Origin of the sequence: Roseibium album, from assembly GCF_001404515.1 — a bacterium.
Lineage (GTDB): Bacteria > Pseudomonadota > Alphaproteobacteria > Rhizobiales > Stappiaceae > Roseibium > Roseibium album.
In genome coordinates this window covers 578,562-604,424 of sequence record NZ_CXWE01000002.1, presented here as the reverse complement: position 1 = coordinate 604,424, position 25,863 = coordinate 578,562, and the positions used below count along the sequence as shown (strand labels likewise).

At 56.4% G+C, this 25,863-nt stretch carries 22 protein-coding genes; 12 read left to right on the top strand and 10 right to left on the bottom strand.

Features of this window, described 5'->3' with window-relative positions:
* Positions 1–5: 5 nt before the first annotated feature.
* Positions 6–1,706 (bottom strand): ABC transporter permease, encoded by a 1,701-nt coding sequence (locus tag LA5095_RS07990; protein WP_055113710.1) that lies wholly within the window; start codon positions 1,704–1,706, stop codon positions 6–8.
* 88 nt (positions 1,707–1,794) lie between these two features.
* Positions 1,795–2,775 carry an ABC transporter substrate-binding protein gene (locus tag LA5095_RS07985; RefSeq protein WP_055113708.1) on the bottom strand — a complete coding sequence of 327 codons (981 nt, stop codon included), beginning with the start codon at positions 2,773–2,775 and terminating at the stop codon, positions 1,795–1,797.
* Between the two features lie 221 nt (positions 2,776–2,996).
* Here LA5095_RS07985 and gnd point away from each other — a divergent pair, with 221 nt between their 5' ends.
* Positions 2,997–4,421, top strand: coding sequence for an NADP-dependent phosphogluconate dehydrogenase (gene gnd / locus LA5095_RS07980; RefSeq protein WP_055113705.1), 1,425 nt, complete (start codon positions 2,997–2,999; stop codon positions 4,419–4,421).
* Positions 4,422–4,478: 57 nt separating this feature from the next.
* Here the strand turns inward: gnd and LA5095_RS07975 are convergent, their stop codons facing one another.
* The 5 genes from LA5095_RS07975 to LA5095_RS07955 form a co-directional block, all read right to left on the bottom strand.
* Positions 4,479–4,901 (bottom strand): thioredoxin family protein, encoded by a 423-nt coding sequence (locus LA5095_RS07975; protein WP_055113704.1) that lies wholly within the window; start codon positions 4,899–4,901, stop codon positions 4,479–4,481.
* Between the two features lie 22 nt (positions 4,902–4,923).
* Positions 4,924–5,640, bottom strand: coding sequence for a cytochrome c biogenesis CcdA family protein (locus LA5095_RS07970; protein ID WP_055113702.1), 717 nt, complete (start codon positions 5,638–5,640; stop codon positions 4,924–4,926).
* 155 nt (positions 5,641–5,795) lie between these two features.
* Positions 5,796–6,614: a sugar phosphate isomerase/epimerase family protein gene (locus LA5095_RS07965; RefSeq protein WP_055113700.1), complete on the bottom strand. Its 819-nt coding sequence runs from the start codon at positions 6,612–6,614 to the stop codon at positions 5,796–5,798.
* 81 nt (positions 6,615–6,695) lie between these two features.
* Entirely contained in the window at positions 6,696–7,643 is a 948-nt protein-coding gene (locus LA5095_RS07960) for a 2-hydroxyacid dehydrogenase (protein ID WP_055113698.1), read from the bottom strand.
* A 117-nt stretch (positions 7,644–7,760) separates the two neighbouring features.
* Complete coding sequence (locus tag LA5095_RS07955; protein WP_144435917.1) at positions 7,761–9,365, bottom strand: TolC family outer membrane protein; 1,605 nt, start codon at positions 9,363–9,365, stop codon at positions 7,761–7,763.
* A gap of 768 nt (positions 9,366–10,133) precedes the next feature.
* Here LA5095_RS07955 and LA5095_RS07950 point away from each other — a divergent pair.
* Positions 10,134–10,805: a GntR family transcriptional regulator gene (locus LA5095_RS07950; RefSeq protein WP_055113696.1), complete on the top strand. Its 672-nt coding sequence runs from the start codon at positions 10,134–10,136 to the stop codon at positions 10,803–10,805.
* 61 nt (positions 10,806–10,866) lie between these two features.
* Here the strand turns inward: LA5095_RS07950 and LA5095_RS07945 are convergent, their stop codons facing one another.
* Complete coding sequence (locus tag LA5095_RS07945; RefSeq protein ID WP_082442652.1) at positions 10,867–11,904, bottom strand: LacI family DNA-binding transcriptional regulator; 1,038 nt, start codon at positions 11,902–11,904, stop codon at positions 10,867–10,869.
* A 248-nt stretch (positions 11,905–12,152) separates the two neighbouring features.
* Here LA5095_RS07945 and LA5095_RS07940 point away from each other — a divergent pair, with 248 nt between their 5' ends.
* The 10 genes from LA5095_RS07940 to LA5095_RS07895 all read left to right on the top strand — a co-directional run bounded on the left by LA5095_RS07940 (position 12,153) and on the right by LA5095_RS07895 (position 24,004).
* Positions 12,153–13,520 (top strand): ABC transporter substrate-binding protein, encoded by a 1,368-nt coding sequence (locus LA5095_RS07940; protein ID WP_055113694.1) that lies wholly within the window; start codon positions 12,153–12,155, stop codon positions 13,518–13,520.
* A 141-nt stretch (positions 13,521–13,661) separates the two neighbouring features.
* Positions 13,662–14,903: a carbohydrate ABC transporter permease gene (locus LA5095_RS07935; protein ID WP_055113692.1), complete on the top strand. Its 1,242-nt coding sequence runs from the start codon at positions 13,662–13,664 to the stop codon at positions 14,901–14,903.
* The gene (locus LA5095_RS07930; RefSeq protein WP_055113689.1) at positions 14,903–16,051 is read left to right on the top strand and encodes a carbohydrate ABC transporter permease; all 1,149 of its coding nucleotides are present in this window, start codon (positions 14,903–14,905) and stop codon (positions 16,049–16,051) included. The genes LA5095_RS07935 and LA5095_RS07930 overlap by 1 nt, the downstream gene beginning before the upstream one ends.
* A gap of 33 nt (positions 16,052–16,084) precedes the next feature.
* Complete coding sequence (locus tag LA5095_RS07925; RefSeq protein ID WP_055113687.1) at positions 16,085–17,176, top strand: ABC transporter ATP-binding protein; 1,092 nt, start codon at positions 16,085–16,087, stop codon at positions 17,174–17,176.
* A 653-nt stretch (positions 17,177–17,829) separates the two neighbouring features.
* Positions 17,830–18,618, top strand: a complete 789-nt coding sequence (locus tag LA5095_RS07920) for a DeoR/GlpR family DNA-binding transcription regulator (RefSeq protein WP_055113685.1) — start codon at positions 17,830–17,832, stop codon at positions 18,616–18,618.
* The gene (locus LA5095_RS07915; protein ID WP_055113683.1) at positions 18,618–19,688 is read left to right on the top strand and encodes an ABC transporter ATP-binding protein; all 1,071 of its coding nucleotides are present in this window, start codon (positions 18,618–18,620) and stop codon (positions 19,686–19,688) included. Before LA5095_RS07920 ends, LA5095_RS07915 begins: the two co-directional genes overlap by 1 nt.
* 67 nt (positions 19,689–19,755) lie before the next feature.
* Positions 19,756–21,039: an ABC transporter substrate-binding protein gene (locus LA5095_RS07910; RefSeq protein WP_055113681.1), complete on the top strand. Its 1,284-nt coding sequence runs from the start codon at positions 19,756–19,758 to the stop codon at positions 21,037–21,039.
* Positions 21,040–21,169: 130 nt separating this feature from the next.
* Positions 21,170–22,057 carry a carbohydrate ABC transporter permease gene (locus tag LA5095_RS07905; RefSeq protein WP_055114291.1) on the top strand — a complete coding sequence of 296 codons (888 nt, stop codon included), beginning with the start codon at positions 21,170–21,172 and terminating at the stop codon, positions 22,055–22,057.
* Positions 22,054–22,875 (top strand): carbohydrate ABC transporter permease, encoded by an 822-nt coding sequence (locus tag LA5095_RS07900; RefSeq protein ID WP_055113679.1) that lies wholly within the window; start codon positions 22,054–22,056, stop codon positions 22,873–22,875. The genes LA5095_RS07905 and LA5095_RS07900 overlap by 4 nt, the downstream gene beginning before the upstream one ends.
* Before the next feature lie 220 nt (positions 22,876–23,095).
* Positions 23,096–24,004 carry a sugar kinase gene (locus LA5095_RS07895; protein WP_055114289.1) on the top strand — a complete coding sequence of 303 codons (909 nt, stop codon included), beginning with the start codon at positions 23,096–23,098 and terminating at the stop codon, positions 24,002–24,004.
* A gap of 127 nt (positions 24,005–24,131) precedes the next feature.
* Here LA5095_RS07895 and iolB read toward each other — a convergent pair whose 3' ends face one another.
* Complete coding sequence (iolB, locus tag LA5095_RS07890) at positions 24,132–24,953, bottom strand: 5-deoxy-glucuronate isomerase (protein ID WP_055113677.1); 822 nt, start codon at positions 24,951–24,953, stop codon at positions 24,132–24,134.
* A complete protein-coding gene (gene iolE / locus LA5095_RS07885; protein ID WP_055113675.1) occupies positions 24,950–25,846 on the bottom strand; it encodes a myo-inosose-2 dehydratase in 897 nt (298 codons plus the stop codon). Before iolE ends, iolB begins: the two co-directional genes overlap by 4 nt.
* Positions 25,847–25,863 lie beyond the last annotated feature (17 nt).

The following is a 25,863-nucleotide window of genomic DNA, read 5'->3' as shown; positions in this document are numbered from 1 at the left end:
ATGCCTCAATCCTTCCAGGGAATCGTTCCGGCGGGCACTCGTTTGGCCAAGACATTCATCGCGAGCATGATGAGGACTGTTGCTGCGACCACAACAGCCGACATCGCGGCAGCCAGTGTGGTGTAACCGCCGTCCTCGTAGTTGAAAATCGTGGTTCCGATCGTTTCATTGCCGGTTGACCAGAGTAGCGCCGAGACGGTGACCTCGTTATAGGCGGTCAAGAAGACGAGAATCGCACCTGATGCGGCTGACGGAGCGGTTAGCGGGGCAAAAACCCTGGTTATTCGGCGGAAAAAACCAGCTCCCGATACTTTTGCGGCGTCCTCCAGTGAACCGTCCATTTGCAGAAAGGCGGCAGCGACCGGTTTCAGACCGACGGCCAGAAACACGGACAAGTAGGCGAGCAGGATGATCCACAACGAGCCGTATAGAGAGACATTCACCAGGGGGAGTGGTCGGATGAACGCGAGAATGAAGGCGATGGACATTACCAGGCCGGGTACGGCGAATGCGATTTCGGTCTGGGTCAGCGCGAACTCGGCCCACCGTCGGTGTGCTCGGTGCCTGTGCGATAGAAAGTATCCTAGCAGCAGGCTGGTACCTGCAATGAGCACGGCGGCAGCCGCTGCGACAAACGTGGAGTTTGCAAAGGCCCTGAGGGTTACGGTCTGACGCCAGAGCACTTCGACGAAATTTTCCAGCGTGAGTGTGTCGAGCGACAACGGCAAGCCATAGGTTCTGACCAATGATGTTGCCAGGAGCGAGGCTGCAGGCAAAAGAAGCACACTGGCGACAAGCAACCAAATGAGCGCTTCGATATAGGGTCGCTTGCGTCCCAGTGAAATGGCAAGAGGGTCCTGCGGCAACCCGATCAGGCTGGCCCGCATGCGTCGTTGCAAGAGGCTTTGAAGAAGGATTGCCGTGAATGCGACAAAGGCAAGGATAACCGAGATCACCGCCACGTTCGGCAGGATGTCGGGGCCAAAGCTTGCCAACCGCCGCCAGACCAGAACGGGCAGTGTCGTATAGCGAGCCGGAATACCGATCAGCGCGTTGATGCCGAAATTGCCAAGCGCTGCGACGAAGGCAAGTGCAAAGCCGGCAAGCAATGCGGGGCCAAGAAGGGGCAGCGTGATCCGGCGCAGCATCGTGAATGCGCCGGCGCCGGATATGCGCGCCGCGTCGGACAGTTCACGCGGAAAGGATCTCAATGCTGCTCTTGTCAGCAGAAAGACGAGCGGACTGTGTTGAAGCGTCAGCAGCAGAACCAGACCTTCGCGGGAATAGAGCGGGTGTGTGGAGCCGAGTTCGGGCGCCAGACCAAGCCAGCGCAAGACGGGGCTGGCGGGGCCGAGTGCCTGGATCCATGCAATTGCCGTTACGTGGGGCGGGATCATCATCGGCAACAGGATCAGGAAGACGAGAAGCCCCTTTGCACGGATGTTTGTGAGGCCGATGAGCAGCGCAAGTATGGTTCCAAGCACCGTCGCCGCCAGCGCCGACAGGAAACTGGACTCGATCGAATGCCAGAGAGCCCGTTTTACCGACCGGTTTTGCAGGGCTTCCAGAAGCGGTCCCACATTCAGGCCGGTGGTGTCGGTAAGACCCGTCTTGAAGAGCAGCAGCAAGGGCAGGCCACAGATGAGCGTCGCACCGGTAACCACCAGCAGGAGTGTAACTTTTTCGGATGATGACGCTGATTGCATACGCGTGCGACTGTCGGACAAAATATTCCCAAGGCAGGCAGCGCGAAGCCGGTCGCGCTGCCTGCAATCATGTCTGTAAAAAATTGCGTCAGCCGCCGAAGATCTCGGTGAACTTGATCTTGTTGGCCTGATCCTGTTGCAGGGCCTGGGCGGGGTCAAACTCCATCAGCTTGATGTCTTTACGCTCCGGGAAACCTTCAGGAGCGGCGACGGACGGGTGCGCAGGGAGGTAACCCTGGGACGAAGCCAGTTTCTGGCCGTCTTCCGACAGGAGGAAATCCACAAACGCCTTGGCAGCGTTCGGGTTCTGGGCCGTTGACAGGATTGCGACGGGCTCGGTGACTGCGGAGACGCCTTCTTCGGGAAACACGAACTCAACCGGAGCGCCTTTGAGTTTTTCACGGATCGGCAGGAAGTCGACAACGAAGCCGTAGAGTTTTTCACCGCCTGCAATCGCCTTGTAGGTACCACCGTTGCCACCCTTGGGATTGGCACCCTGGTCGGCAAGGCCTTCATAAAGCGCCCAGCCTAGATCCGGATTTGAGGTCAGCGCGGTCATGTGGATGGTTGCCGCGCCGGACGTCAGGGGGGATGGCATCGCCAGCTTGTCCGTGGCTTCTTCCTTGAGGAGATCCTTGTAGGATGTCGGCACCATCGGCGCGTTGGTGTTGTAGACAATGCCCGTGGTGATCAGTTTCGTTGAGAAATAGGTCTTGTCGTCGTCCATGATCGCCGGATCGTAGGCAGAAGTATCTGCGCCTTCGTGCGCCATCAGGCGCCCTTCCTTTTTCAGACCTTCCATGGTGACCATGTCGGCGATCAGGAGGACGTCCGGCTTCGGAGCCCCGGCCTCGAATTCGGCACGGAGCTTTGCCATCATTTTCGTGGTGCCGTCGCGAACCCATTCAACATCAACACCGGGGTGCCTGACCTTGAACGCATCAACGGTTGCCTGGGCATCCGCATTTGGCTGGGAGGTGTACAGCACCAGCGTGCCGGTTACGTCCTCGGCATAAGCTGTCGCAGTCGCTGCGGCCAGAAGGCCGGCTGCAATCAGAAAGTTCTTCATCAGACAAATCCTTTGAGCAGAACCGCAGGAGGATGCGGATGCCAAGGTGGTTAGCAGTCTTATGTGACAGTAATTTTCGAGTGCCGCAGAAATCTCGCGTTTGAAGGTATTGGTCAAAAAAATGGATGGATCGAGGGGGCGAGCTAGGCATTGCCCCGAGAGGACGGGTCGGATATCACCGCGTGACCAAAAGTTAAATCGATTTGAGAAAGGCACCGTCTATGAGTTCACAAGGCGCTATTGCGGAAATTGGGCTGATCGGTCTTGGAACGATGGGCGGGAATCTTGCTCTCAACATTGCCGAAAACGGCTTTCAGATCGCGGTTTACAACAGGACGGGCGAAAAGACGGACCAGTTCATGGCCAAGGCGGGAGAACTCGCCGGCAAACTGGTGCCATCGAAAGACCTGAAAGACTTTGTCGGTTCGATCAAATCACCGCGCGCAGTCATTTTGATGGTTCCGGCCGGTGAGGCCGTCGACGCGCAGATCGAAGCGCTGCGCCCCTTGCTTGATGCCGGCGACCTTATCATCGATGCCGGCAATGCCAATTACCACGACACCAACCGGCGTGCCGAAGCGGCTGAAAAGCAGGGACCCCGTTTCATGGGCATCGGTGTTTCAGGTGGCGAGGAAGGTGCCCGGTTCGGACCGTCTGTCATGGCGGGTGGGCCCACTGATGCCTGGAATCAGGTCGGACATATCCTCGAAGCGATCTCTGCGAAGCATGACGGAGAACCGTGCGCCGCCCATCTGGGCGAGGCCGGGGCGGGTCACCTGGTCAAAACCGTGCATAACGGCATTGAATATGCCGATATGCAGATGATTGCCGAGGTCTACGGCGTCATGCGCGACGGTTTCGGCATGACTGCCGGAGAGATCGGTGAGGTACTTGAGACCTGGAACGGCGGTATCCTGCAGTCCTATCTGATCGAAATCTCCGGAAAGGTAGCCAAGGCGGCGGATCCGCAGACCGGGAAACCTATGCTCGATATTATCCTTGATCGGGCAGGGCAGAAGGGCACTGGCCGTTGGACAGCGATAGAGGCACTGATGCTCGGAACGCCGGCAAGCACCATCGAGGCTGCGGTCGCGGTACGCAACATGTCCTCCAGGCTTGATGAGCGCAAGGCAGGCGAGGCGGAATTCGGCGCGGCGCCTCAACCGATGGACCGGAATGTTCTCGGCATCGATGCTCTCGAAGCGGCGCTCGTTGCCGGCAAGATCGTCTGCTATGCACAGGGGTTCGGTCTCATTCTGGAAGCTGCAAAGCAATACGGATGGGCCATGCATCTCCCGAAAATTGCCATGATCTGGCGGAACGGTTGCATTATCCGGTCTGCAATGCTGAACGACATGTCGGCGGCGCTGACGGATGATCCGCAGCGGAACCTGATGTTTGCGCCGTTCTTCTCGGAGAAACTGAAGGAGACCGAAGGCAAATTGCGCCAGGTCGTGGCGCAGGCGGCGCTTCACGGGTTGCCGGTTCCGGCGCTGTCATCGGCTCTGTCCTATTTCGACATCATGCGCACCGCCCGTTCAACCGCGAATATGCTTCAGGGACAGCGCGACTTCTTCGGAGCGCATGGCTTTGAACGAACCGACAAGGACGGTGGCGGGTACCACGGTCCCTGGGCAATGGGCTGACACGACAAGACCTCCGCGGGCAACGCGGAGGCCGGTTCTTGTCCGGTCGAGAGCTGGTCAGCTTCCCGCCTGAAGTCCTACATCGAGCAGGGACTTGATCTGTTTTTCGCTGGTTCCGGCTACTACGCGTCCCAGTTCCTGATCACCTTTCAGAACAATGAGTGTCGACCGGCGCGGAATTTTGCGGGACTTGGTCACTTCGTGGCTGCTGTAGTCATCCCAGTCGACACGCACGAAAACCAGAGCCTGGTCGTAGGCCGGGTTTTCGGATCTGAGAGCATTGATCACACGCTCCTGGCGTGCGCAGGTACCGCACCAGGAGGCGGCGTAATCGACGAAAACGGTCTTGCCGTCGGCAAGATGCTTCTGGATAAGCCCCGGAGAATAATCGAGAGTTCCTCCGGCATGTGCGGTTGCCGGGAGCATCACAGCGGTTAATGCGGCACCGGCGGTCGTAGCAAGAAAATGGCGACGATTCATAAGACTTCCTTTCCCGATAATATCAAAACCGGACTGACAAATCCTGCAGCCAGATGGGCATGACGCTCATGGCCCATGCGTCGATCATGTGATGGACATTGAGCAAGAGTAACAAGCCGACTGCGATAAATACGATTCCCATGACGGATTTGGATTTCTCGGCAATCCCGCGCAGTTTGTCGGCCCTCATCCTCAGCGTCTGTCCAGCTCCGAGGCCAAGGCCGACAATCAGGGTCGAGACGCCCAGAGCAAAAGAGCACATGATGAGCGTGGCCCAAAGCAGGTTCTCGCCCTGGGAGGCAAGCGCGATCGCGCCGCCAAGTGTCGGTCCGATGCAAGGCGACCAGACAGCGCCCAGCAATACACCGCCAAGGAACTGGCCTCGAAGGCCACTCGTGTCGGTGCTCTGCAGTCTTTGACCTGCGGAACCCGAAATCCCCGCGGTGGCGAGCTCGAACCGCTGGCTGAAGGAGGGGACCAGCAAAACAATTCCGAAGACGATCATCAGGCTGGCACCGACCTTCGACATGACGTCTTCCGTCAGACCGATGGCGTAGCCGAGCGTTGAAATCAGCATGCCCACAGCGACGAAGGAAACGCTCATTCCTGCTGCCAGCGCAAACGGCGCCTGCCGGTTTGCGTTGAGTGCAGAAGCGAGAACGATCGGAAGAACCGGCAGCACGCATGGGTTGATCAGCGTCAGGAGACCAGCGAGATAAGCCAGCGGAAGTTCGAGCATCTGGTTTGAGTACCCTTGCTGAAATCTTTGGATCCAGGAGGCGTGAAGACCGGCCCTGAGCCTATTGCGCCTTACTTAGGCAAAGGGTGTGTTCTTGTCCGATAAAACCTCATCACAAGTTTGTGGGGTCGCGTCGCTTCCGAGCAAGCAAGCACTTACTGAGCCAGTCCGAGTGCGGCCATGTTGGCTATGGAGGCCGGAAGCCCCGCGTGATCACGGAGCTCAATGATCAGCCTCGGGTTGCTGTCGAGTTTCGCAAGCGCATCAAAGACGGCATGCCAGTTGATCGTGCCTTCACCGAGCGTCCAGTGGCGGTCTGCATAACCATCGGCGTCCTGAAGGTGGATGTGACGGAGCGCGTTACCGGCAGCCTTGACGTAATAATCGACCGGGGGAGCACCGGTAGAACCGTGGGCATAATGCGCGTGGCCAGTATCGATCGACACTTTCACGGAAGGCGAGTCGAAGCTTTCGGCGAGCTTGACCCGCGCATGTGGGTCCTTGTCCTCTATGTTCTCGATTACCAGTTCGCAGCCGATATCCTCCGCACGCCTGACAGCGTCCTTCATGGTCAGGTGGCAAAGCTCGACCTTGCGTTCGCGGGCGTTTTCGAAATTGTCGAGATTGTTGTAGTCCCAGGTGGAATAGGGACTGTGAACGACCATATGCGTTGCGCCAAGCGCTTCACAGACGTCGAGACCCTGGAGCAGGCGTTTCCTGACGACTTGCCGCACATCGACATCCACGGAATCGATGTTGAAACCCCAGAATGGGCCATGAATACCAACGCGACCTTCGTGGCCGTCAAGAAGTGACTTTGCGCGCTCGACCAGCGGCGTCCAGTCACCGTTGAGGACCTCTGCGGGCCAGAAATCCTGCAGTTCAAGATCCCGATGTTTGTCGAGCATCAGCCGGCGATGGGTTTCAAGAGCATTGACGTTGAGTGCTGCACCGAGAATCGGAAGATCTGACATTGTTCACCTGTTGAAATTGAAAACTTGAGAACCTGATAGATTGATTTCCTTGACACTGTTACGACGCGGCGACGTCATTGTTCAGTATCCCTGCATTCGGTCGACATGTTGCGGAATTCTTCCCGACTCCAGATACGCTCGTATGTTCCTGGCGACAATCATTGACGCTGTGCCGGTGATTGTCGGTGCAGAAATGTGCGGCAGCACCGTCACCTTGTCGTGCTGCCAAAGCGGGCTTTCCGGCGTAAGTGGTTCTTCATCGAATACGTCGAGAACGGCGTGAGAAAGATGCCCCCGATCGAGCGCTGCGACAAGCGCATCGACATCGAGGATAGGTCCCCGGGCAAAATTGATGATGGCTGCTCCCTTTTTGCAGCCATTCAGTTCTTCAGAACCCAACATTCCACGCGTTTCGGAGGTAAGCGGCACCAGAATCACAACAATGTCGGACTGTCCGAGGAGGTTGAACAATCCCTCCTTACCATGAAAGCAGATGATGCCATCACGGGTTTTTTCACCACGGCTCCAACCCAGGACCCTGAAACCGTTGGCACTCAGACGCTGGGCAGAGGCACTTCCCAGTTTCCCCAGGCCGAGAACGCCAACCGTGCGTTCCTGCGGTGTTTTCAGAAGCTGCTCCTGCCAGACCTTATCGCGTTGCTGATGCATGTAGCGCGGCATGTCGCGATGAACGTAGAGCGTCCAGGCAAGCACGGCCTCAGACATGGTGTCCGCCATCTGCGGGTCGGCCAGACGCACGATCAGCGGTCCATCCTGCGGCAATTCGGCGGTCAGGCGTTCAACGCCGGCCCACAGGCTCTGTACCCAGACAAGATTGGGGAGAGCAGCAACATCGGCCGGATCCGGATTTGCGACAATTGCCACCGTGGCAGTTTGGCGTTCATCGTCGGTCAGCTTTTCGAACGGTTTGACGGTGGCATATGGGGCCAGTGTCCTGCCAAGTTCTTCCTGCCACATATCCCGTTCGTGAGAAGTTGCTTCGGGTACGAAGGGAACAACCGGCTTCATCTTCAACTCTCTCCTGAAATCGCGGCAGACACTGAAGGAGGACCGAGCCTGCAACAAAGGGCAATGAAAGAGACTTATTTCAAAAGATGAGGCGCAGACAAGGGGATCAAGGGATGATCAGAAGTGGTGGAGACCAAGAGCGGCAAGAGAATTCCAGAGTTTCCGTGTCCGATTCCTTGGTGCAGCCGGCCGAGTTTCATTTTCAGTGCCGTTGCGATATGGCCAGTTGACCCAGTTGATGGAACCGTTTGCCTGAGATTGATAGCCAAGCGGTTCAACATGAGAGGAAGTTGCCACCTGTGTCTCTAACGTATCGTTTTCTGTTGGACCCAGTTCCAGGTTTTCAGGAGGGAATTCGGGAACGAGCCGACTGACCGGAGCCGGGCGCGTTTCGATGATCGCAAAGTGCCTGGGAGCCAACCGGCCGATGTTTGCCAACAGGAAGAAATCGGCAATCCGCGCATCGTAACGGGCACGGACATAGTCGACCTGGCTCAAGAGGAGTTCCCGTTCACCGTCCAGCACGTCGAGCAGTGTGCGCTGACCGCCGTCAAACTCGATCTGAAGACCTTTGACGGCTCTTTTGTTCGCCTCGATCGCTCTTTTGCCTGCCTGTGCACGTAGCCTTGAAGCCGTGCGTTGCTTCATTGCCCGGATGACGTTTTCCCGAATGATCTGCTGCGTGTCATCAAGCTCATACTCTTCCTGTGAAGCTGTGAATTTCGCGCGTCTGACGGCAGCAATGTTCCGACCACCAGTGAACAGCGGTGCGGACACGCGCACACCGAACCTGAATTCTTCATCGTCCTGGCTGGAAAGATTGTCCTTGTATCCGTTTTCCCATTCGCTCTCGAGCGAGACACGCGGCAGCATGTCGCCAACCGAGGCACGAGCCGCGTAACGGGCTGCTCTTGCATCCGCCGTGGCGGCGCGAATGGACGGATTGTTCTGAAGCGCAGTTGATATGGCGTTGTCCAGATTTGCCGGCAGGATCGATTTGGGAACGGCTGGCCATCCGAGTCGTTTCGGGATTTGACCGGTCAGGCGCTTATACAGGGCTTCCGATGCCTCCAGGTCACCGACTGCCTGATCGCTGTTGCCCTGCGCTTCCGCCAGACGAGCAAGTGCCTGTTCGATGTCGGTCCGGGTCGCATCGCCGGACCTGTAACGGGCCCTTGACGCAGTCACCTCGCGCTGCACCACGGCGGTATAAGCCCTCAGCCGGCCAAGAATTTCGAGGTCCCTTACGACGCGGAGATAGGCATCGGCGGTATTCAGCATCAATGTCTGTTCAGCACCAATCAACTGGTTGCGTCCGGAAACGGCCTCCTCATGCGCCTGGTTAAGACGGTTCACACCTGCAAAGCCCTGAAAAAGGGTCTGCGAGACGGAGAGGTTCAGTTCGTGTGAAAAATCGCGATCGCGGTTGTTTGTGCTGTTCAGGCTGCGTGCGTTGTGCTCCCCCAGGTAGGAACCGGTGACGGTCGGAAGGAATTCCGATCGCGCCGTCCAGACACCCTGGTTTGTCGCCTGATAGCGTGAGCGCTCTGCCTTGAGGCGCGGATTGACGGCGTAGGCAGCCGACATGGCTTCCTCGAGCGATTGTGCCATGGCGGGCGCATGCGCAAGGAGCAGGCTGACCAGAGACAGTCCGGACAGCATAATTGCCAGGTTGAAACTGATCCCTCGCAGCAATTTCAGAGGGGCGAAAAAAGGTGTCATCAATGCGCCGTTTTGTTATCTGCGCAAAAAGTAAATTTATATGGTTAACCAATGGTAAGCGACGGGGGATTTGCTGGTGAAAATCATGTAAACTCTCCAAAGGCAAAAATACGAATTATTGAATAAAATGCCGATTATCTGATAATCTTAAATAAACTTGAATATAGAAATTCACGTTTTGATGAACTACGAGATTTATCATGATGATGAATTAGTTTATGTTTCATAAATGCATAAATATATTGCTCGTTCTTCAGTTTTATTCTTGGGATTCTGTAGATTTTGAGTGAATATTTGAATCGAATGAAAGCGCGGTCGCCGATATTTTATTGGCGCGAATCTGAATGACCTCACAGTGGGCAAGCTGTTGGACATGGCAACCGTCTTGGCGCGATCGGCAATCTGGTCAAACGGTATTGCCCGCCAAATCCCGATGCGGTGTCGAAAATGCAAAAGAATTCTCGAGCAAGACGGGAGTCAAATGATCTTGTTCAGCTTTCTTCAAGGAGATCATACGTATTTTTGACGATGGCATCTTCGGGTGTCGTGCGAAATTTCATTTTAAAAACAAAAGGATAATGTTCGGGCAGTATTGCCGGCGGGCAATCTCATTCGACAAAACCGGCATTTGTGTAAAATTTTATCGATTTAATTATCAATGATGAATTGATTTGCTTGCAAAAAAGGGTCTTCCCGGCCGGGTTTGCCCGCCGCCGGATTTCCTGCGCAATCATCTGGTCACCGCAAAAGGTTTGAAAGCTTCAGGCAATGTTAGCGAAAGCCAAGTCCACACGGGTCGACAATGCATATGAACGGCTGAAACGCGAGATTCTACACGGCGTCCTGCCACCAGGATATCAGGCGCCCGAACCGGACATTGCCAATCGGCTCGGCATGAGCCGGACGCCGGTGCGTGAAGCTCTGATCCGGCTTGAAGCCGAAGGTCTGATTGATCTTGTGCCGCGTAGAGGGGCCAAGGTTGTTGCGATATCCCGTAAAGATTTTTGTGAGATATTTCAGATTCTGGCTGTCCTTGAGGCGCTTGCGGCGCGCGAGGCGGCCTGTCGGGACGACCGAGGCCGGGCCCTGGAAGAATTCGAGCATCTGCTTGCGGAAAGTGACCTCGCGCTGGAAGCTGAAAATATCGGCGACTGGGCCAAGCTGGACGACAGTTTTCACAGGCTGATCGCTGAGCTTTGCGGGAATGACCGGCTTGAAATCGAGATCACGGGCCTGCTCGACCAGATCTACCGTGCAAATTCAGTATTGCTGCGTCTGAGCGGGGCGCCGGCCGCCAATTCAGAAGATCATCGAAGGATCGTGGAGGCGATCGCCGCAGGTGAAGCCGAGACAGCCTCCGAGATCGCCAAGACGCATCGGCTGCATGGGTTGAGCACCATGAAAAACCTGATGCAAAACAGTGGACTGTCCCAAGTCTAGGTCTGCAAAACGACGAAATTCACCGTTCCGTTGGAACCGCCGAGTATTATGGTCGACCCTTTTACCTGCCCGGTACCGGACCGGTGGATTGACCGATGATCAACTCCGCGTCGAGATGGAGTGACGATGGTTCCCGTTGCGGACTCGCGATTATGTCGAGGAGCAGTTCGGCAGCCCTTTGTCCGGCGTATCGCACGGATGATCGGGTACAGGTGAAAATCGGCACTTCACCGCTGTTGGGCAGGAAGGAAAGCGCATCATCATGAGTGATGATCGAAACGTCTTTTCCGGTTTCCAGGCCACACTGTCCGATAGCACGGGCAACGCCGATCGCAGAGATCATTGACGAAACCAGAAAGGCTGTCGGCGGGTTGTCCGACTTCAGCATTTCCATGGCGTTGTCGCAGCCAAAAGGCTCCGTCATGTCGGAACTTCGCATGATCGCGTTGTCCGCCGCCAGACCGCGCGCGGCCAATGCATCTTCGAACCCCTTTCGCCTGCGCCTGGCAAAGTCCATGTGTTCGAGGCCGTTCAGAAGCGATATCCGCTGGTGTCCGAGATCGAGCAGAAGGTTGGTTGCCCGCTCGAACGCGCGCCGGTTGTTCATGTCGACCCAGGTTGTCTCGCTTTCGGCGCCGGGAATGCGCCCGTGCACGACGAATGGCAGATTTATTTCCTTCAAGAGCCTGTGACGGTGTTCATCGGCCGCAGGGCCGTGAACAATCACGCCGTCGGCTTTCTTGCGGGTGGCGATTTGCCGGTAAGCATCTTCTTCGTGATCATCCTCCACAACGGAAATGATCATGTCGTAGCCGTGTTTTGAGTAGGTTTCACCAGCACCGGCAATGAATTCCAGAAAGATCGGATTCATCATTTCGTGGATCGACCTCGGAATGACGTGACCGATCGCCATCGAACGCCCGGTTGCCAGTCTCCTTGCCTGGCTGTTGGGGGCGTAGCCGAGCTCATCGGCCATTTCCGCGACGCGTTTGCGGGTCTCCGCGCTGACTTCCGGATAGCCGTTCAGAGCACGGCTGACTGTCGTCTGCGAAAGGTTCAGACGATTTGACAGTTCCCTGAGATTCACACCCTTGCTCATGATACCCAAAACGCTTTGAAAGCGACCTCCAAACAAGCTGTTATTGAAATGCAACATTAATTCGCGAGTTGTTCGCTTGACAAGACCGAAGTGTGGCGACATGTTTAGAGTTAAATCCAAAGCGGTTTGGATGCCGGATACCGGTGAGTTTGCTGCCGGGGGAAGAGGCTTCGGTGTTGATACCGGTGGGTGAGGTATGCCACTTTAAATGGAGTGTCCCGGTAAAGGGACAATCTGGGAGGACTGACATGAAAACACGTTTGATGGCCTGCGCGGCAGGCTTGGCGCTGGGCGTTTCAATCGGCGCAAGCGGTTCCCTTGCAGCTGACCTGAAATTTGCGCCGGGCGAAGGACCCTTTGACTGGGACAGTTACAACAGCTGGGCTGAAAGCGCTCCGGATCTGAAAGGGCAGACCGTCACGATTGCCGGCCCCTGGCTGCAGCCTGAAGACGGGTACTTTCGCAATGTGCTCGCCTATTTCTCCGAGGCGACGGGAGCGGAGGTCATATACACCGGCTCGGATTCCTTTGAACAGCAGATCGTGATCGATGCCGAAGCCGGGGCCGCCCCGAATATTGCGGTTTTTCCGCAGCCAGGTCTTGCCTCGGACATGGCGTCCCGGGGCCTGTTGAAACCTCTTCCTGAAAGCATGGGCAACTGGGTTGCAGACAATTACGGGGCAGGTGACAGCTGGGTGAACCTCGGCACATACAAGGATGCCGACGGCAATGATCAGCTCTTCGGTTTCTTCTACAATGTCAACGTCAAGAGCCTCGTCTGGTACGTGCCGGAAAATTTTGAAGACGCCGGTTACGAAGTTCCCGAATCGATGGAAGACCTCAAGGCGCTGACGGAGCAGATTGTCGCCGATGGTGAAACACCGTGGTGCATCGGGCTCGGATCGGGCGCTGCAACCGGCTGGCCGGCCACCGATTGGGTGGAAGACATGATGCTTCGCACGCAGCCTGCAGACGTCTATGATCAATGGGTTACCAACGAAATCCCGTTCGACGACGAGCGTGTCGTTGCGGCAATCGAGGAATTCGGCTGGTTCGCCCGCGACGACGACAAGGTTGCCGGAGGTGCCGATGCGGTAGCCTCGACCGACTTCCGTGACAGTCCAAAGGGCCTGTTTTCGTCTCCGCCGCAGTGCTATCTGCACCGTCAGGCATCCTTCGTTCCGGCATTTTTCCCAGACGGGGTCGAATTTGGTGCGGATGTCGACTTCTTCTATTTCCCGTCCTACGCGGAAAAAGACCTCGGCAATCCGGTTCTGGGCGGCGGCACGTTGATGGCCATTACCGAACCATCCGACGCAACCACGGAAGTGATGAAATTCTTCCAGCTTCCGCTCGCGCATGAAATCATGATGGCACAGACCGGCTTCCTGACACCTCACAAGGGCGTCAATCCAGAGGCCTATCTGAACGACACCCTGCGCGGACAGGGCGAAATCCTGGTCAACGCAACGACATTCCGCTTCGATGGTTCCGATCTTATGCCGGGCGGTGTTGGTGCGGGCACATTCTGGACCGGGATGGTCGACTACACTGGCGGCAAGGATGCTGGTGCTGTCGCCGGAGAAATCCAGAACAGCTGGGACGCTCTCAAGTAATGTAACAACGGCCGGACCTCGCGCGAGATCCGGCCGTTGTCGTTTGATACGAAAGCGCACTTTACGCTCCTTTTTCCCCAAGACAGGTTCTGCCCGGAAATTCCGGGAAGGAACTGCAATGACTAAAGGGATGGAACGGCCATGTTTTCAAACAACCCGGCGCTCTATGGGCTGACGGTAATCATAATTGGTGTTGGCGGCTGCCTCGGATACTTCTTTTTGTCGAACCTGTTCCTCGACAAGGTGCTCTTTCCGGCATCCGGTCCGAATGCAGGACGGAACATCAATCGTGCGAACATGATCCGCCCCTGGCTGTTTCTGTTTCCGGCATTGTTTGCACTGGTTTTGTATCTAGCATACCCGGTTTTTGAAACGCTTCGGCTTTCACTCACCGACAGGGATCAGGGTGGCGCCTTCGTCGGACTGGCAAACTATCGCCAGATGATGGATGAACCGAAATTCTGGGAAGCGGTCCAGAACAACATGCTCTGGCTGATTGTCGTCCCTGCCATATCGACCGCATTCGGTCTGCTCGTTGCGCAGTTGACCGACCGGATCAGATGGGGAAACCTAGCCAAATCCCTCATTTTTATGCCGATGGCAATATCCTTCGTCGGCGCTTCGGTCATTTTCAAACTGATTTACGACACGCGTCCGGAGGACCAGAACCAGATCGGTATCCTGAACGCGATCTGGTTGAAACTCGATGGTGGCATCGGATCTATCCTGATGTTGCAGGTGTTGCCGTCAATCCTGCTTGTAGGGTTTGTCGTCATTGTCGCCTCCGTTGCATGGTCGTTCGTGCGCGGGATCATCGCCAAGGGTGAAGACAAGTCGGTTTGGCTGCTTCCGCTGCGCCTGCTTGTCGCCGGCGGCGCTCTCTGGCTGATCTGGGTGTCCATAAGCTCCTTGCTTGGGCTCTGGATCGGCGGCCTGCCTTACGGCGAAGCACAGACATGGCTGACGATTCCGCTTTGGAACAACTTTTTCCTGATGGTCGTCCTGATCTGGATCCAGACCGGTTTTGCGATGGTGATCCTGTCCGCAGCCTTGCGGGGTATTCCGGAGGAGACAGTCGAGGCAGCCATCATCGATGGCGCGAACCCCTTTCAGATCTTCTTCAAGATCAAGGTTCCGCAGATCATGGGAACCATTGTCGTCGTCTGGACCACGATCACGCTAACTGTTCTGAAGGTCTTCGATATCGTATTCGCGATGACAAACGGTCAGTGGGAAACGCAGGTTCTGGCCAACTACATGTACGACAAGCTGTTTCGCGCAAATGACTGGGGCATCGGCTCGGCGAGCGCGATCGTCATCATGCTGCTTGTGACGCCAATCCTCGTCTGGAACGTCTACAACGCCCGGAAGGAGATGAAGTGATGGCCAGCATTGCCGGCAAAAAATCCGCTTTGACATGGGCGGTCCATATCTCGGTTGCCCTGCTTGTGCTGCTCTGGTTGTTTCCGACGATCGGCCTGTTCGTATCGTCGTTCCGGACCGCTGACCAGATTTCGAGTTCCGGCTGGTGGGCTGCGCTGTTTCCAGCAGAACAGAACGAAGTCTATCGGGCCGCCGATCCGGACGACAACCGGGTGGCGGACGGCGACATGTTCGTCGTCAAGGGCAATATTTTCGAAGGTGACCCAAGGGACATCCGCTCCTGGGGTGTGTCTTCCCGCAATGTCTCCGCCTATCAACCCGGTGACACCGCGGAGATGAAAGACGGCGAAAGCGTGACCCTTCAGGCTGACGGCAGTTATGTCTGGCGCGGCAATGACAAACAACTTTCCGGGCGAGGGCAACGGATCTTCATCACCGCAACCGTGCCGCCTGAATTCACGCTCGGCAACTATACCACGATCCTGTTTTCCGGATCCGGCCAGGACAACATGGCCAAGGCATTCTTCAACACGCTGACGGTGACGATCCCTGCGACCATCATTCCGATCGTTGTTGCAGCGTTTGCTGCCTACGCGCTTGCCTGGATGGAATTTCCCGGACGGGCGCTGCTGATTGCGGCCGTGGTCGGGTTTCTGGTCGTGCCGCTCCAGCTTGCGCTAATACCTCTCCTGAGGCTGCATTTGGGAATAGGCATCGGGAAAGGGTATCTGGGGGTCTGGCTTGCCCATACGGCCTTCGGCATGCCACTCGCGGTCTATCTCCTCAGGAATTACATGGTTGGACTGCCCCGGGATATCATCGAAAATGCCAAGGTGGACGGCGCGACCGATTTCCAGATCTTCACCCGTATCATTCTGCCACTCAGTTTCCCGGCCCTGGCGTCGTTCGCAATCTTCCAGTTCCTGTGGACCTGGAACGATCTTCTGGTGGCCAAGGTGTTCCTGATCGACGCGACGGGGTCAACAACCGTCATGACCAACCAGATCGTCGAGCTGCTCGGCACGCGTGGCGGCAATTGGGAAATCCTGGCAACGGCCGCCTTCGTTTCGATTGCCGTTCCGCTTGCCGTCTTTTTTGCGATGCAGCGGTATCTGGTCCGCGGCCTGCTAGCCGGATCGGTGAAATAACATGAACACGAAACCTTTTGGAGAGCAGCCGACATGACCTCCTTGTCCTTGAAAGACGTCTGCAAGTCCTACGGTGAAATCGAAGTTCTGCGTGACATCAACCTGGAAATCGAACAGGGCGAACTGATTGTATTTGTCGGCCCGTCGGGCTGTGGCAAGTCGACGTTGCTCCGCATGATTGCCGGACTTGAAAAGATCACCGGTGGTACGCTTGAGATCGATGATGTCGTGGTCAACGACGTACCACCGGCGCAACGCGGCATCGCCATGGTGTTCCAGTCCTATGCGCTCTATCCGCATATGACCGTCTACGACAACATGGCCTTTGCGCTGAAACTCGCGCGCAAGTCCAAGGAAGAGATCGACGAGGCGGTCAAGAATGCGGCAGAAACGCTTCAGTTGACCGAATATCTCGACCGCCTGCCGAAGGCTCTCTCCGGTGGGCAGCGACAGCGGGTTGCCATCGGTCGATCCATCGTGCGGGATCCGAAGGTGTTTCTGTTTGACGAACCGCTTTCCAACCTGGATGCCGCCCTGCGGGTCGCAACCCGGATCGAAATCGCGCAACTCAAGGAGAGCATGCCGGAAAGCACGATGGTCTACGTCACTCATGACCAGGTGGAAGCGATGACACTCGCGAGCCGGATCGTGGTGCTGCATGGAGGCAATGTCGAGCAATTCGGTGCGCCACTGGATCTTTATGAACGGCCGGCAAACACCTTCGTCGCCCAGTTCATCGGGTCACCGGCGATGAACCTGATCGAAGCGAAGGTGACGGCAACCGGTGACACTACATCTGTGAAAATGGCCGACGGTGGGCATGCGGATGTCCCCATTGCATCGGTCGACGGTGATGTGGGCGGCACATTCAAGCTCGGCGTTCGACCCGAAGACCTCACAGTTACGGAGAGCGACGACTACCTCGTTTCCGCACACGTTGACATGGTGGAAGCGCTGGGTGAGACCACGGTTCTCTACTTCAGGTCACAAAACGGCGAACCGGGTCTGGTTGCCAAACTTCCGGGAATTCACCGCATCGCCAAAGGCACGAATATCCGGCTGAACTCGGTGCCGGAGAAACTGCATCTTTTCGACGGTGATGGGCGATCCTTGTTGTATCGGTGAAGGCAAGCCGACACGCAAGAGTGAACCGGCTGAAAGCATCGAAGAACCTGCGCATTTATCCCCCTCTTCCGGGGGATGGATGTCTTCGTATCTCCGGTCGTTGCAAACAGCCGGTGGCCGGCTTGAACCATGGCCTGACAGCCGTTCCCCTGTGAGTGACGAGGGGCGCCTTTTGGTCGAGGACCTCAAGGGCGGGAACAAGGCAGCCTTCGTGCAGGCTGCGGAGCCTGTGATTACCCGTGCAAGCATGGCTCCAATCTTCGCTTTCGGGACAATTCCTGGCAATGGTGAATGTTTTCGATCGCGACGTCGAAATGCCGGAGTTCATCGTTTGGCAGATGACGGCAAAAGACGCTGAATTTCTTTGTTTCAACATTTGCCGAACAATCTTCTCCCGTAAACTGCTTCAACCGCCCTTGCAGACTCTGTTTTAAGTCCCTGCAACGGTTCCGTTTTCATTAAAATTTCAGACTGACGGTTCGCGAGACGTCAAAAATGTCATATCATTTTCATATGAACGTCGAATAATGTTCATATGAAAATGATTTATCGCACTTCGAGGTTGATTGTTTTCGAGTCAACGCGAAGTGCTTGCAGTTCATCCGCTCTCGACTCCAGTCGTGGCGGCTCAGCAGATATCGGGTCGAAGGCATATGCTTGGGCAAGTTGACATTTCAAAACGTCAGGCGGAAATCGCAGACCTCGTGCAGAAAGCGGGCTTTGCGTCGGTCGAAGAGCTTGCCGAGCGTTTCGAGGTGACGACCCAGACCATCCGGAGGGACGTCAACGGGCTATGTGAACTTGGCGTTTTGCGTCGGACACATGGTGGTGTCGAGCCGCCGGCCCCGGCCTCCAATATTCACTACTCTACGCGGCAGATTCTAAATCACCCTGAAAAACAACTGATTGCAGAGCAGGTTGCCGCAAGGATCGAGAACAATCAGTCGCTTGCATTTTCGATTGGTACGACACCGGAGATCGTCATGCAGGCACTGACCGGTCATGAAAAACTTGCGATATTCACGAACAATCTGAATGTCGCCTTTACAGCGTCGAGCAACCCATCCTTTCAGGTGACCATCGCCGGTGGCCGTCTGCGTCACGGAGACAGGGATATCCTTGGGTCTGCGGCGCAGACGTTTTTCTCCAACTACAAGGTCGATGTCGGTATATTCGGTGTGGCGGGCGTCGATGAAGACGGAACACTGCTGGACTTTCATGAGGACGAAGTCGCCGCCAGGCAGTCGATCCTGGCCAACTGCCGAAAGTCATTTCTTGTTCTGGATCACAGCAAATTCGGACGTGGTGCACATGTTCGCGGCGGGCAGCTGAAAGATGTTGATGCAATTTTTACCGACCGGCCCGTGCCCGGGGAATTCTTGGCAAGCCTCGAAGGAGAAGCGACCGAGTTTATCGTTGCGGGTGAAGGGAGTGGCTTGTGATGGTGAACGGACAACTATCAATTTCCGGCAAACCGATCGGCCTAGAAAATGTTTCCCGAGTCTGGGGCGAAACGATTGCAGTCGATGCGCTGTCAATCGAGATCCCCGCCGGATCATTCACGGCGCTGCTCGGTCCTTCCGGGTGCGGAAAGTCTACCACCCTGAGGATGATCGCCGGCCTTGAGAGTGTGAGCGGCGGGCAGATCCTGATCGGCGGAAATGACGTTACCGGCAGGCCGTCCTCCAAGCGTGACCTGTCCATGGTTTTCCAGTCCTATGCGTTGTTTCCGCATCTGAGCGTAGCGGAAAACATTGTTTTCGGCTTGAAGGTCCGGCGCATGAACCGCACCGAGCGTGACTCCCGGCTGAAAAAGGTTGCAGACCTTCTCGGCCTGTCGCAACTGCTCGAGCGCAAGCCGGGCCAGCTCTCGGGCGGGCAGCAACAGCGTGTTGCACTCGGGCGGGCGATTATCGGCGAAAAACCGATCTGCCTTATGGATGAACCGCTTTCGAATCTCGACGCCAAGCTCCGCCATGAAATGCGGCTCGAAATCAGGTCCCTTCAGCAACAGCTGGGCTTCACCATGGTCTACGTCACTCACGATCAGGTGGAAGCGATCACCATGGCAGATCAAGTCGTTCTCATGAACAATGGCCGGCTGGAACAGGCGGCGGCGCCCCGGGAGCTCTATGAAAAGCCGGCAAGCCCGTTTGCGGCCCGGTTTATCGGAACCCCGCCGATGAACCTTTTTCCGGCAAACGCATTCAAAAAACTCTGCACCGCACCGGATTTTCAGCTCGGTGTTCGGCCGGAGGCCATGCACCTTCAGGACAGCGGTCCCGTATCAGCCTCCGTCAGAGCCGTCGAGTATCTCGGTGCCGACATTCTCGCAGATTGTGTCGTTGCTGACACCTCGTTTCAGGTGCGGTTGCCGACAACGCGCCCGGTTGCACCGGGCGAGGCTATCGAATTGGGTTTCGAACCCGACGCGCTTCATGTCTTTGACGCCGACACCGGTCGACGCAGGGATGATCTCGTTTCAGAATTCGGAACGCTGTTGCGTTCCTGACCGACTGCGCGCGCCCGCGTAGACCAGCCGCTTTGTTGCGGATGTTCAAACCTTAGGAAGTAAACAGATGTTGAAGTCAACTTTCCTGAAAGCCGTTGCTGCAACGGCTCTTTCCTTCAGCACCTGGGCGTCCGCTCAGGCTGTTGATCTGCAATTTTATTTCCCGGTCGCTGTTGGCGGTAAGGCCGCCGAAACCATCCAGGAGCTGACGAACGAATATATCGCTCAGAACCCGGGTGTGAACATCGATGCTGTCTACGCCGGTTCCTACCAGGATACCGTGGCCAAGGCGATCACCGCGTCGCGCGGCGGCAATCCACCGCAGCTTTCGGTCATCCTGTCCGTCGACATGTTCACCCTGATCGATGAAGACCTGATCATTCCTTTCGATGATTATCTCACCACCGATGAAGACAAGAAGTGGGTTGAGGGTTTTTATCCTGCCTTCATGGAAAACAGCCAGACCGGTGGCAAGACCTATGGCATTCCCTTCCAGCGCTCGACACCGGTGCTCTACTGGAACAAGAAAGCTTTCAAGGACGCTGGTCTTGATCCGGATGTTGCACCTGAAACCTGGGACGAGATGGTTGATTTCGGCAAGAAACTGACCAAGAAGGATTCAAGCGGCAATGTCACGCAATGGGGTGTGCGTATTCCGTCTTCCGGTTTCCCCTACTGGCTGTTCCAGGGTCTTGCCATCGAAAACGGGGCGATCCTTGCCAATGCAGAAGGCAACAAGACCAATTTCGACGACCCGAAAGTTGTCGAGGCTCTTCAGTTCCTTGTCGATCTGAGCACGAAACATGAAGTAATGGCGCCAGGCATCATCGAATGGGGCGCAACGCCCAAGGCCTTCTTTGAAGGTCAGACGGCCATGATGTGGACTTCCACCGGTAACCTGACAAATGTGCGCAGCAACGCGCCATTCGACTTCGGTGTCGCCATGCTGCCGGCCAAGGAAACCCGTGGCGCACCGACGGGCGGTGGCAATTTCTACCTGTTCAAGGGTGCGTCCGACGAACAGTCGAAGGCAGCTGTCGAATTCGTCCAGTGGATCACCGCTCCGGAACAGGCCGCGAAATGGACCATTGCGACCGGATATGTCGCGCCGCGTGCGGAAACCTGGGATACCGATACGATGAAGGCCTATACGGCCGATTTCGCACCGGCTCTGGTTGCCCGGGACCAACTCGAGTTCGCCAAGGCCGAACTGTCCACTTACCAGAACCAGCGCGTGACGGGTCTCTTCAACGATGCCCTGGCTTCCGCGATCACCGGTAAGAAAGACCCTGCGACCGCTTTGAAAGAAGCCCAGGAGCAGGCTGACAAGATCCTCGCGGAATATCGCTGAATTGTCATGGGTCGGGGCACCGGTACTCCTGCCGGTGCCCTGTTCCTTCTTTCAATCAGGACTTGCCGGGGTCGGTGACACGAGAAGGCGGACCCGGGCGAAAGTTCAGAATTTTTGAAATGTGATGAAGATGCGGGCACTCAAATTGAAGCGGGACTGGATCCACGGATGGCTGTTGCTCATGCCGGCATTGGTGTTCCTGTTCGCCTTCACCCACATTCCCGCAATCACGACGTTGATCAACAGCTTCTTTTCGACGCCACGCGGCCGCAGGTCGGCGAAGTTCATCGGCCTCGAAAACTACGATCGCATGGTCAACGATCCCGTCTTCTGGAAAGTGCTCTGGAACAATCTCTGGTTCGCGATCGGTACAATTCCGGCTTCCGTCGGATTGGCCATCGTGATGGCTTTGTGGGTCAACGAGAAACTGATGGGGCGCGGCTTTGTGCGCATGGCCTATTTCACGCCCACGGTCCTGCCGTTGATTGCCGTTGCCAATATCTGGCTGTTCTTTTTTACGCCCGGCTTCGGACTGTTCGACCAGATCACCGGATTTCTTTTTGGCTGGCCTGCAAGCAACTATCTCGGCAATCCCGACACGGCCCTCAATGCCATCATCGTGGTGACGGTCTGGAAAGAAGCCGGGTTCTTCATGATCTTCTACCTGGCGGCGCTTCAGGCGATCCCGGTCTCGCTCAAGGAAGCGGCGCAGATCGAAGGGGCCGGGCGCTGGACGATATTCTGGCGCATAACCTTTCCGCTGTTGATGCCAACGACCCTGTTTGTCTGCGTAAACGCTGTAATCAACTCCTTCCGACTGGTTGATCACATCTTCATCCTGACCGACGGCGGCCCGGACAACGCCTCGGCGCTTCTGTTGTTTTACATCTACGAAGTGGCATTCCGCTTCTGGGAGACTGCATATGGAGCCACGCTGACAGTTGCGCTGCTTGCACTTCTGTCGCTGCTCGCCATCGGCCAGTTCTTCTTCTTCGACAGGAAGGTGCACTACAAATGACCCGCACCTCGGAGACGTTCGACCGTGTTCTCAATACCGGTGCCGCATGGGCGCTGGCGCTTATCTGGGTGCTGCCGCTCGCCTATGCTGTCTGGACCGCCTTTCATCCCGCCGCCTACGAGGCGCGGTTTGAATTGTTCGCCCCCCTTACGCTGGAGAACTTCTCCAAGGCCTGGGATGCGGCCCCCTTTGCCCGATATTTCCTGAACACCTTCATTCTGGTGACGATGATCCTCGCCGGACAGTTCTTTCTGTGCACATTGGCGGCCTTTGCGTTTGCGCGGTTCGAGTTTCCCGGTCGCAATATCCTGTTTGCCCTTGTGCTGCTTCAGCTTCTGGTGATGCCCGACATACTGATGGTCGAGAACTACAAGACCATGAGGCTTCTCAATCTGGTCGATACGATCCCTGCGATCGCCTTGCCGTATATCGCCTCCGGCTTCGGCATTTTCCTGTTGCGTCAGACGTTCATGACAATTCCCAAGGAACTGGACGAGGCCGCACGTATAGAAGGAGCGTCTTTCCTCGGTGTCCTCTGGAAAGTCTATATTCCACTCGCCAAACCGACTTATCTTGCCTATGGCCTGGTGTCCGTCAGCCACCATTGGAACAATTTCCTATGGCCACTGATCGTGACAAATTCAGTCGAAACGCGGCCTGTTACCGTCGGTCTCAGTATTTTCTCGGCGATCGACAGCGGCATCGAATGGTCCGTGATCAATGCAGCCACCCTGATGACATCGGGGCCGTTGCTGATTGCCTTCCTGTTGTTCCAGCGCCAGTTTGTTCAAAGCTTCATGCGCGCCGGAATCAAGTGATATCACCCGCCCCGACGTGAGACTGTTTTCCGCCACCTTGTCCCTGAAAGTGATTTCAAAAGGGCGTCAGTTTCCGGACCTGTCTAAAGTCTGATGGGAAAGGCGATTGACGCGTTCAACATTCGTGATATTAACTTAAGCCGAATTTAAATGGATTTAAATCGCAGAAAACAGCGATTTGTGTGCCTCTGGCACCGTGGTGATTCCTTGGGAGGAACTTGTGTCTAAAACGTTTCTGGCCGTCGGCGAGTGCATGGTTGAGATGGCTCCAACCGGCAACGGCACATTTTCGATGGGGTTTGCAGGAGATACTTTGAACACGGCGTGGTACGCGCGCAAGTGCCTTCCGGACAGTTGGAATGTTGGCTACCTCACCGCGGTCGGCCAGGATCAGGTGTCCGAGCAGATGCTTGGTTTTCTCAAGCAGTCCGGCATCGATGTCGACCCGGTTCGCAGACTGGATGACAGGACGGTCGGCCTCTACATGATTCAGCTGAAAGAGGGGGAACGCAGCTTTGCCTATTGGCGCTCCCAGTCCGCTGCGCGTTGCCTTGCTGCCGACGGCAATCATCTTCGCTCTGCCATCGGCGGGGTCGACCTGATCTATTTCAGCGGGATCACACTGGCGATCATGTCGGAGGAGGACCGGGAAACCTTCTTTGCGGTCCTGAAGGAAGCGCGGCTGGCCGGTGCGAAGACGGCCTTTGATCCCAATCTCCGGCCGCGTCTGTGGGAGAGTGCAGACATCATGCGCGCCTGCGTGACGAAGGCCGCCGGCTTGTGCGACCTGGTCATGCCGTCTTTCGAAGATGAACTTGCGTATTTCGGGGATACAACTGCCGACGTGAGTGCGGACCGGTATCTGGCGGCAGGTGCCGGCATGGTTGTGGTCAAGAATGGTCCCGAGGAAGTCATCTGCGCCTCAAGGGAAGACAGGCAGGCTTTCCAGCCGAAACCCGTTTTGGACATTGTCGACACCACCGCGGCTGGTGACAGTTTCAATGCGGCTTTCCTTGCCGAATATCTGACCAGTGGCAATGTCGGGGCAAGCGTCGACGCCGGGGCGAGGCTTGCAGGAACAGTCATCCAGCATCGCGGCGCGCTGGTGGATTGTTTCGAAGCGGCTTAGCTTCAGCCACCTGAAACGACTGTCGGTTGAATGCACGGCCCCGGGCTTGGTCCTGACTGCCGATCGCTTTGTTTTCAGGTGGTCCCGGATCAAGTCCGGAACCGCCTGAGATCTCAGTGACGGGCCTTCAGCCCGCGTCTCTTTGCGCAATCCAGTCGTGATCCGGATGGTTCTTGAAACGCCAGTTTCGCATCGGTCCTGCCATGACGTTGAGATAGTACATCTCGTATCCGTAGGGTGCGCCGCAGGGGTGGTGTCCCCTGGGAACGAGAACGACGTCGTGACTGTTCATTGAAATCGTCTCATCCAGGGAACCGTCTTCGGTAAAGACGCGCTGGTGTCCATAGCCCTGATCCGGATTGAGACGGTGATAGTAGGTTTCCTCCAGATAGGTCATGTCCGGAAAGTTGTCCTCGTCATGCCGGTGCGGTGGATAGGACGACCAGTTGCCGGACGGCGTGAAGACTTCGGTGACCAGGAGACTGTCGGCGACATCCGTCTCTTCCATTGCGATCGGGAAGATGTAACGGGTGTTGGCACCCTTGCCGCGCGTGACTTTTTCGGGAACCGGCAGAACCCGTGCCTCATGGCCGCCTTTTCCCGGTGCCGTGCACACACCGATGGTGCAGTCGGTCGTTGCCGTTGCCGACCAGTCGGCGCTACTTGGCACATAGACACTGTGTGGCGGCAGCTGTTCGAACACGTTCATGCGCTCGCCCTGTTCGCCGAAGTCTTTCCCGCCGGCGGAGATCGACGCCTTGCCTTCCACCATCACCAGGATGACTTCCAGAGCGCCGGTCTGTTCCGACACTGTTTCACCCGCCTTCAGCCGATACAGACCGAAACCGACATATCCCCAGTCGGACGACTTGGGGCCTTTGGCGTTTTCGATCGTGATGTCGTGAACCTTGCCGCCGTTTCCGGCTGGCTTGCGCAGAAGTTCGCTCATGTCAGGTCTACCTCCTGTGCTGCGGTCTTGAGCGTTTTCAGACCGAGGCTCTGGTAATGGAATGGATTGCGGGCAACCGGATCCTGTTCGGCTTCAATCACGATCCAGCCCGCGTATCCCGCGTCCTTCAGGATTTTCAGGAGGGGCGTGAAATCGATGCCGCCTTCTTCGTCTCCCGGCACCGTGAAAACACCGGCACGAACGCCGTCCATGAAGGATTTGCCTGTATTTCTGATGTCTTTCATGACACCCGGGCGAACATTCTTGGCATGAAAATGCCTGACCCTGTCAATGTATTTTTCCAGGATCAGAGCGGGGTCTTCACCCTTGCTGCCGAAGTAACAATGGCCGGCGTCGAACAGCAGTTTCGTTGCCGGGCCGGTTGCCGCCATGAAGGCGTCGATTTCGTCGGGAGTTTCGACGACGGTGCCCATATGGTGGTGATAGACGAGATCGATACCCTGGCCTGCGCAAAATTCCGCCAGTTCCTCCATCTTGGCGCCAAAGACTTTCATCCCGGTTTCGCTGAGCACAGGGCTCGTGGAGATATCGACATCAGCAGCCTGAATGGTGTTGGAGGTCTCGCAGGCAATGCAGACCTTGCAGCCATTGTGCTTCAACTTGTCCAGATGCGGCTGGATCGCTTTCTTTTCGTCCTCGACCGACTGGGCAAGGAGGTTAAGGGAATACCAGCCGGACACGAATTTCAGGCCATGATTGCCGAGAAGCTGCTTCAGCTCTTCCTTGTCATCGGGCCAGCGGTGACCGTTTTCGATGCCATCGAAACCGATTTCAGAAGCCTCGCCAAGGATCTGCTCGGTCGGGATGTGTGCGCCGAGGCTCTGGTCGTCGTCATTTGCCCAGGCGATCGGGTTGGTGCCGTATTGGATCATGCGTTTTGTCCTGAAGA

What these genes read in the sequence shown, in the direction of transcription:
- LA5095_RS07925 (WP_055113687.1), top strand. Translation starts at nt 16,085, where the DNA reads ATGACCTCCTTGTCCTTGAAAGACGTCTGCAAGTCCTACGGTGAAATC.
- LA5095_RS07920 (WP_055113685.1), top strand. Translation starts at nt 17,830, where the DNA reads ATGCTTGGGCAAGTTGACATTTCAAAACGTCAGGCGGAAATCGCAGAC.
- LA5095_RS07900 (WP_055113679.1), top strand. Translation starts at nt 22,054, where the DNA reads ATGACCCGCACCTCGGAGACGTTCGACCGTGTTCTCAATACCGGTGCC.
- LA5095_RS07960 (WP_055113698.1), bottom strand. Translation starts at nt 7,643, where the DNA reads ATGAAGCCGGTTGTTCCCTTCGTACCCGAAGCAACTTCTCACGAACGG.
- LA5095_RS07915 (WP_055113683.1), top strand. Translation starts at nt 18,618, where the DNA reads ATGGTGAACGGACAACTATCAATTTCCGGCAAACCGATCGGCCTAGAA.
- LA5095_RS07905 (WP_055114291.1), top strand. Translation starts at nt 21,170, where the DNA reads ATGCGGGCACTCAAATTGAAGCGGGACTGGATCCACGGATGGCTGTTG.
- iolE (WP_055113675.1), bottom strand. Translation starts at nt 25,846, where the DNA reads ATGATCCAATACGGCACCAACCCGATCGCCTGGGCAAATGACGACGAC.
- LA5095_RS07965 (WP_055113700.1), bottom strand. Translation starts at nt 6,614, where the DNA reads ATGTCAGATCTTCCGATTCTCGGTGCAGCACTCAACGTCAATGCTCTT.
- LA5095_RS07970 (WP_055113702.1), bottom strand. Translation starts at nt 5,640, where the DNA reads ATGCTCGAACTTCCGCTGGCTTATCTCGCTGGTCTCCTGACGCTGATC.
- LA5095_RS07935 (WP_055113692.1), top strand. Translation starts at nt 13,662, where the DNA reads ATGTTTTCAAACAACCCGGCGCTCTATGGGCTGACGGTAATCATAATT.
- LA5095_RS07930 (WP_055113689.1), top strand. Translation starts at nt 14,903, where the DNA reads ATGGCCAGCATTGCCGGCAAAAAATCCGCTTTGACATGGGCGGTCCAT.
- LA5095_RS07955 (WP_144435917.1), bottom strand. Translation starts at nt 9,365, where the DNA reads ATGACACCTTTTTTCGCCCCTCTGAAATTGCTGCGAGGGATCAGTTTC.
- LA5095_RS07910 (WP_055113681.1), top strand. Translation starts at nt 19,756, where the DNA reads ATGTTGAAGTCAACTTTCCTGAAAGCCGTTGCTGCAACGGCTCTTTCC.
- gnd (WP_055113705.1), top strand. Translation starts at nt 2,997, where the DNA reads ATGAGTTCACAAGGCGCTATTGCGGAAATTGGGCTGATCGGTCTTGGA.
- LA5095_RS07945 (WP_082442652.1), bottom strand. Translation starts at nt 11,904, where the DNA reads ATGAGCAAGGGTGTGAATCTCAGGGAACTGTCAAATCGTCTGAACCTT.
- LA5095_RS07950 (WP_055113696.1), top strand. Translation starts at nt 10,134, where the DNA reads ATGTTAGCGAAAGCCAAGTCCACACGGGTCGACAATGCATATGAACGG.
- LA5095_RS07985 (WP_055113708.1), bottom strand. Translation starts at nt 2,775, where the DNA reads ATGAAGAACTTTCTGATTGCAGCCGGCCTTCTGGCCGCAGCGACTGCG.
- LA5095_RS07990 (WP_055113710.1), bottom strand. Translation starts at nt 1,706, where the DNA reads ATGCAATCAGCGTCATCATCCGAAAAAGTTACACTCCTGCTGGTGGTT.
- iolB (WP_055113677.1), bottom strand. Translation starts at nt 24,953, where the DNA reads ATGAGCGAACTTCTGCGCAAGCCAGCCGGAAACGGCGGCAAGGTTCAC.
- LA5095_RS07975 (WP_055113704.1), bottom strand. Translation starts at nt 4,901, where the DNA reads ATGAATCGTCGCCATTTTCTTGCTACGACCGCCGGTGCCGCATTAACC.
- LA5095_RS07940 (WP_055113694.1), top strand. Translation starts at nt 12,153, where the DNA reads ATGAAAACACGTTTGATGGCCTGCGCGGCAGGCTTGGCGCTGGGCGTT.